We start from the raw sequence: 6,678 nt of genomic DNA, 5'->3' as shown, positions 1-6,678 counted from the left end.
ATGGTATCCTCATCGAGATTGGTAATAACGGCCACATGAGACCCCCAGAACGGGTGTTTCCCGCATGACGTAGACTTCATACTGGGGATGGCGTAGGCCATCCCCTTTTCCTTTCAAAACTCGCATTGACCAGATTGCTGGACCCGGTGGCCACATGCGATTTGGTATGGTTGAAGCACCGTTTACCGAAACCCCCCTTTTTTTCTAAAGTAACGATGGTACCTCAAAAAGAGCGAGCAGCCGGCATTCAAGGTCACTCTGAAAACGTGGTGGTCAAGCAAAGAGAAACCGTGTTGACCTGTTTTTCGCTCAAGGGTCAACCCAACGCGCTATGCATCCACCAGAGATGCCATTCCAGTTTTACCCCCTTCTCGAGTATTCCTGGCATCTAAGCCAAGAATCCAGCGCTCCCTCAGGAAAGGTTCCCAAGGTATGGGGTTTTGACAAAACCCGGACGAGCTAAGTTGACCATAAACTTATAGCGGTCCGCTCTATAGAGAAACTCGACGTACTCCACGGGGTTATCGACTTCGTCAAAGGTGATTCTTGCACAAAGAAGCCCAGGGGAACCTTCTTGAACCCCGAGAAGTTTCGCTTCTTTATGGGTGATTAAAACCGATTCCAGGGTCTGTTTTGCCCACACTACCGGTTTTGGAACGAACATGTTGAGGATCTCACAGAGTTCTCGGATCTCGGTTTCTCTTTCCTCCACGGCCAAAAATCCAGTGAAAACCTTAAGGGGTAAGAACAATTTTTGAAAACAAATTGGTTCTTCGTTGGCAAGAAGCAGTCTCTCCAGGTAGATGACTCGTTCGTCCTCAGCGAGCTTAAGGAATTCGGCGATGTCTGGTGCCGGTTTTATGAGTTCCCGTTTTAAGAGTTTACTTCCTGGTTTTAAGCCCCGACTGAGCATGTCTTCGGTGAACGTCACGAGAGAACCCAGTTTTTCAACGATTTTCGGGACCGCTACAAAGGTTCCTTTGCCTGGTACTTTGCGAAGATACCCCTCCCTGGCAAGGTCTTCAATGGCTCTCCGAGCCGTGATACGGCTTATACCATATCTTTCACATAACTCGGATTCAGACATGATTTTGTTGCCAGGTTTTAATTTTCCCTCTTCGATAAGGTACAAAAGGGCCCTTTTAAGCTGAACGTGGAGTGGTATTGGTGAAAATTTGTCAATTTGGAGCACGGTTTTACTGACAACTCCCTTCCCAAAGCTTTTGATTATTAACACTAATATTCTACGTTTGTGTAATGAAACATACAAATTTTGGAACCATATTATGTTGATTTTCCCAGTAAACTCACCGAAAGCTGAAAACCTAAACCACCCTATTGACAAATATTATAACCTGTTATAACTTATAAAAGAAGTAGTGACCTATCATTTCCTGTTAAGGGGGTTTGCGCATGAATAGTCAAAAAAGTTTTTTGGATATCTGCATTGAGTTTCTTCAGAAAATCGAGCAGGAACAGGCCAAGAACTTTGAAAAAGCTGGTCAGGTAATTGGAGACGCCATCATTGCTGGTAAACTGGTCCACGCGGTTGGTACTGGCGGTCATACTTGTCTTCCTGCTTATGACATGTTTTACCGGGCAGGAGGGTTAGTACCCGTTAGTCTTGTTATTCCAATTGGAGCACTTTATGGAGCAGCTGGTGCTCTTCATGGGATGCGTATCGAACGTTGTCCGGGTTATATGAATAGGGTTATCGACTATTATAAAATTGGTCCTGGGGATGTAGCTATTATTTTTAATAACATAGGAGTGAATGCTGCCACAATCGATGCGGCCTTGGAGTGCAAGGCTAAAGGTGCCTACACGATAGGAGTGGGTGGATCAACTTGGCAGAAAGAAATTCCCCTTGATCACCACACACGACACCCGAGTAAGAAAAATTTGATGGATATTGTGGATCTCTTCATTGATGATTACAACCCCGTGGGAGACGCCGTTATTGAGCTTGAAGGATTTGATCGGCCGATTGCTCCAATTTCTCAAATGACGGATTCATATATCGTGAGAAGAATTGAAATTGAAGCGTGCAAGTACATGCTGAGTAAGGGAGTGAAACCCCCTGTTTGGATGAGCGCAAACAGAGTCGGAGGTGATGAGGCTAACGCCAAGTACCAAGAAGAATATTATTCCAAAATCAAGTTGTTATGAGATGTATTTGGTTATAGGATTTCGGTGTGAGTAGAGGGGTTTTTTGAAGATTTCTAACCAAGGAGGAAGTCACGATGGTGCAAATTGGAAAGGTTTTAGTGTTAGGGATTTTTCTGTGTCTTTTTGCTGTGACTGGCTTCGGGTGGACCCAAAATACCATTGAAATTACCTTCTGGCATCACGAAGCACCCGCGCATCGTGTTGCCGCTTTTCAGAAAGCAATCGATCTATTCATGAAGGAGAACCCGGATGTGAGGATTACCCAGGAAGTTGTTATGTGGGGAGACGCTTGGGTTAAGACACTCTCTGCCATAGAAGCCGGAAAGTTGCCGGATTTTCAGTTTTCTATTCCTGACTTATTGCTTACCGTGTACAAGGCAGGAGCCGTGGTTCCGGTAACCGATCTTGTTAAAGAATTGGATAACGAATATCAATTTTTCCCGAAACAAAGGGATATGTATTTCCACCAGAGTGAATATTGGGGAGTACCAATCTGGACAATGATCATGTTGCTTACCTATCGACCCAGTTTCTTCGAAGAATACCTTGGAACCACAGAACCACCGAAAACTTGGGACGAGGCGTTGGAGTACGCCAGAAAAATTACCGAAGCTTCTCAGGAAGAAGTATACGGCATAGGCATCGGCGGAGCCAAAAATCTTATGACCAGCGAGCAATCCTATATCTTTCTCGCCAGCGTTGGAGCAAGGTTTTTTGATGAGGACGGGACGGTGATTTTCAACAGTCCCGAAACAATAGAAGCTGTGAAGCTCTATAAGGACTTTTTCCAGTACGCTCCTCCAGGAGCTGAGGCATGGTCTTGGGGCGAGATTGAGCTCAACATCGCTGCGGGAACCATTGCAATGTCTCCTTACTTCCCGTCGGTTCAAAAGAGATTTCACGAGGAGTTTGACAGCAGCGATTACGCTGCAGCCCATATCCCCTATTACAAAGATAGGAAAGAACGGGGGACAATAACGTATCCTAACGAGATTCATATTTACAAGCAAACTTTGGAGAAAGGAGAAGAACACGTCCAGGCAGTGAAAAGATTAGTGCGGTTTATGATGCGGCCGGATATCAACGCAATCTTAACGGCGGAGCAGGAGCCAGGCGGGTTTTTCCCTGTAACCGTTATTGCTTCTCAGGCGAAGGAGTATTGGGATAAACCCATTGTGAAGCGATTTGAGAGTATCCACAAAGTGGCTTTTGAGGCGTTGCAGGAATATGCAACTCTGTACGGTTTTGAATACGGAAGGTGGGTAAACCTGGGTATTGGAGATATTACGGGGGCTGACATTTTGGCAGAGGCTATCAACAAAGTTGTCAGCGGGCAAATGAGTGTTGAGGAGGCGGTCTCCTGGGGACAGAAACAGATGGAAAAGTATTCTATCCCGGCACAATAAAAGAGGGTAAAGCACCCCTGGTAGACACATATGTTTACCAGGGGTAAAAGGAGGAAGCATCTCGATGTCGAATGTTGTGAAAAAGACGGTAAAGGGGTTTTTGCCTCTTTTTCCGCTTGTAATTCTTCTTCTTTTTGTTTTTGCATATCCATGTATCTCGGCTTTCTTTTTCTCCCTCCACGATGTATCATTTGGCCAAGTTGCTGGACGGTATGTAGGGCTTGGTAATTTTAGAGGACTTTTCCAGAGTACAACCTTTTGGGAATCTCTGGGTAAAAGCTTCTTATGGGCGGCGGGTAACCTTGTGATTCAGCTTGTTGTGCCCTTAGGTATAGCCCTGGTTCTTAATAGGAGAATCAGAGGCATAAGTATCGCGCGATCGCTGGTGATGTTGCCATGGATTATTCCTGCTGTGACTATAGCAATTTGTATGAGGTGGATGCTCTTGCCAAGGATTGGCATTGTAAACGAGATTCTCCTTTTCTTTGGATTCCTTCGTAAACCGGTCCATTTCCTTGGTTCTTCGTCGACTGCTATGCCGTTTTTGATTTTGCTCAATTCCTGGAAATTTCTCCCCTTTGGTACTTTGCTCATTCTTGCGGCTCTTCAAACTATTCCCGAAAGCATCCTTGAAGCTGCAGCTGTTGATGGGGCACGAGGGTTTCAGCAATTTAGGTATATTACGTTTCCCATCCTTGGGTCGATGATATGGTTTGTAGGTTTTTTGGCCTTCGCCTGGAACTTTAATACCTTTGACCTGATATGGCTCACGACCCAGGGAGGTCCGGGAACCGCAATGCAAACGCTTCCTATCTTGATGTATAGGACGGCTTTCAGGGTATTTCGTCTTGGTGAAGCTTCTGCTCTTTCGGTGCTCATCGTTTTATTTCTTTTGGTTGTTGGATTGATTTATTTACGACTCTTTGCGCCTGGCGAAAGATGAGGGAATTGTTCGTCGACAACGAGCGCGGAGAGTTACCAATTGGGAAAGTCTTGGTGGGTTACTTCTCGATCTGGGTAGAAACATGGCTGAGCTGACTCGCGTCGCAACACGGAAATTCTGCAGGTTTTGGAGATAAGGGATGGATCAGGAGAGATATAGGCCATGCGATAATTTGTGATCCCCTAATTTGGTTTTTTGGCTGTATGTGGTGCTTTTGGAGGATAAAGAGCATTCTAAGCTATTTTCGGAGAAAAGAACATTATGAGCAAAAAAGAATGGCTATCTTTGGTCAACATGGAAGTTGCGTATTGGTTCTCATTCACGGTGTTCGGCTGAATGTGCCTCCGTATAACGTTATACGGATTATTGATGGTGCTGCTCAATTGGGAGGATGCGAGCATTGAAAAAACTCAAAGTCTTAAATGATCTTATTGCTATCATGTTGGTTATCGTCGTTGTCGTGCTTATGGTTTGGCCCTTTTTATATATTTTTCTCTCGTCTTTTAAGTCAATGAGGGAAATCATGTTGAGGGCAACTTTGCTGCCCAAGGATTTTACGCTCAGGAATTACAGAACACTCGTTTTTGCGCGAACGCCTGTACGGGATTTCTCGCGATTTCTCTACAATAGTTTTGTCGTCTCTTTGGCTACAGCGCTGTGCACTTTAGTGGTGGCCTCAATTAGTGGGTATTCGATTTCTCGGAATACGAGACTCAAAAGGGGTTTTACTACTCGGTTGTTGCTCCTTCTATACGTTTTTCCTACTGTTATACTCCTTGTTCCACTTTATAAGGCATTCGCATCACTTGGGCTCTACGATAACCTTGTTTCGCTGGTTATTGTGTATACTGCCTTAGCCGTTCCTTTTTGTGCCTGGCTCCTTGTTTCCTTTTTTGACAGCATTCCTCGAGATATCGAAGAGTCGGCAAGCATAGATGGAGCGAGTTCAACTGTCATTTTTGGGCGCATTATTTTACCGCTCGCGGCTCCAGGTCTTGTAACAGCGGGGGCTTACTCCTTCATTACTGCTTGGGGTGAATATATGTTTGCCTTAGTGCTGATTAATAGCAATCTGAAAAAGACAGGCCCACTTGGTTTGGCGACCTTTGCTGCCGAGCAGTATATAGAATGGGGCCCTCTCCTTGCCGGTGCTATTTTGATTATGCTGCCGGTGTTTCTTCTTTTTGTTCCCATTTCTGGGTATTTTATTAAAGGGTTTACTGCTGGGGCGGTGAAAGAGTGATAAATTCAATAATGGTTATGTATTTTAAAACCGAGAAAGGAGGATTGGCCTGTGAAAAGAAGATTTGTGCTGGTGCTTTTGGTGAGCATGGTTGCCTTTGTGATGGGTTTCCTTTCTATAGGATGGGCTAAAGTTGTGGCAAAGGTTTTGGAAGGTGTATACGTGTTACCCGTGGCGGAGCTGGCTACCACGAAAACGCATCCAGAAGTGATCAAGGTGGAAAATGAGCTTATGGAAGTGACTATTATCCCCAATCGGGGTCGAGTCCTGTCTTCCTATCTCTTTAAAGGCGAAGAATCTGGATCCTTTTTCTATCAGGAGTTGGTCCCAAAACCTATGATTTTACCAAATGGTTTGCACGTTGTAGAGTTTGGTGGTTACTATCTTTCCCTGCCCTGGAACGATCGTGATCGCCAGCCCTTTGACCTTTCTTTTACTTTGACCCGGCAAGAAGAAGATTTTGCAGAGGTGTTACTCTCAGGCCGGGATTTGTTTAGGAAAACCTTGACCGAATGTTGGGTAAGGGTGAGGGAGGGTTCCCCTATTGTCGAAGTGGAGATCGGCATCACGAACCTCTCAAAAAATGAAACGAAAACTCTGTCTTTCAGAGATTTTGCCGTTTTGAACGTTGATGAAGACTGTTTGCTTGCCTTGCCAGTGGAAACATTGAAAGTTGTAGAGAGCCGGAATGACTGGTTTGGTAAACCAGGATTGACACTTCGCTGGCCGGCGACTCTTGTCAACTGGAGCAGTATAAAGGATTACATACGTTTTGTTACAGAAAGTTCTCTCGCCCTACCGCTTGTGGCTTTAGTGTATCCCAGTAGAAACATCGCCTTTGTAAAATGGTGGGAACCCCGAGAAGTTTTTTCGAATTGTGAGGTTTGGTCTTGGGGACAATCGGGGGTTGATGAGCC

Annotated in this window: 6 protein-coding genes; 5 read left to right on the top strand and 1 reads right to left on the bottom strand. The window is 45.1% G+C overall.

Features of this window, described 5'->3' with window-relative positions:
- Positions 1-412: 412 nt before the first annotated feature.
- Positions 413-1,192: a GntR family transcriptional regulator gene (locus ABDK92_10800; GenBank protein MEN3187091.1), complete on the bottom strand. Its 780-nt coding sequence runs from the start codon at positions 1,190-1,192 to the stop codon at positions 413-415.
- A 221-nt stretch (positions 1,193-1,413) separates the two neighbouring features.
- On the opposite strand from ABDK92_10800, the gene ABDK92_10795 reads away from it, so the two are divergent.
- The 5 genes from ABDK92_10795 to ABDK92_10775 all read left to right on the top strand — a co-directional run.
- Positions 1,414-2,169 carry a sugar isomerase domain-containing protein gene (locus ABDK92_10795; protein MEN3187090.1) on the top strand — a complete coding sequence of 252 codons (756 nt, stop codon included), beginning with the start codon at positions 1,414-1,416 and terminating at the stop codon, positions 2,167-2,169.
- Positions 2,170-2,243: 74 nt separating this feature from the next.
- Positions 2,244-3,575: a sugar ABC transporter substrate-binding protein gene (locus ABDK92_10790; GenBank protein ID MEN3187089.1), complete on the top strand. Its 1,332-nt coding sequence runs from the start codon at positions 2,244-2,246 to the stop codon at positions 3,573-3,575.
- A 64-nt stretch (positions 3,576-3,639) separates the two neighbouring features.
- On the top strand, positions 3,640-4,518 hold the full coding sequence (locus ABDK92_10785) for a sugar ABC transporter permease (protein MEN3187088.1): 879 nt from the start codon (positions 3,640-3,642) through the stop codon (positions 4,516-4,518).
- Positions 4,519-4,909: 391 nt separating this feature from the next.
- Positions 4,910-5,761 carry a carbohydrate ABC transporter permease gene (locus ABDK92_10780; GenBank protein MEN3187087.1) on the top strand — a complete coding sequence of 284 codons (852 nt, stop codon included), beginning with the start codon at positions 4,910-4,912 and terminating at the stop codon, positions 5,759-5,761.
- A gap of 51 nt (positions 5,762-5,812) precedes the next feature.
- On the top strand, positions 5,813-6,678 hold an 866-nt coding region (locus ABDK92_10775; protein MEN3187086.1), incomplete at its 3' end, for a hypothetical protein.

It is taken from the genome of Atribacterota bacterium (assembly GCA_039638595.1).
GTDB lineage: Bacteria > Atribacterota > Atribacteria > Atribacterales > Caldatribacteriaceae > Profundicultor > Profundicultor thermophilus.
The sequence above is the reverse complement of the archived record's forward strand: the minus strand, read 5'-3'. Positions and strand labels throughout refer to the sequence as shown.

What these genes read in the sequence shown, in the direction of transcription:
- ABDK92_10795 (MEN3187090.1), top strand. Translation starts at nt 1,414, where the DNA reads ATGAATAGTCAAAAAAGTTTTTTGGATATCTGCATTGAGTTTCTTCAG.
- ABDK92_10790 (MEN3187089.1), top strand. Translation starts at nt 2,244, where the DNA reads ATGGTGCAAATTGGAAAGGTTTTAGTGTTAGGGATTTTTCTGTGTCTT.
- ABDK92_10785 (MEN3187088.1), top strand. Translation starts at nt 3,640, where the DNA reads ATGTCGAATGTTGTGAAAAAGACGGTAAAGGGGTTTTTGCCTCTTTTT.
- ABDK92_10780 (MEN3187087.1), top strand. Translation starts at nt 4,910, where the DNA reads ATGCGAGCATTGAAAAAACTCAAAGTCTTAAATGATCTTATTGCTATC.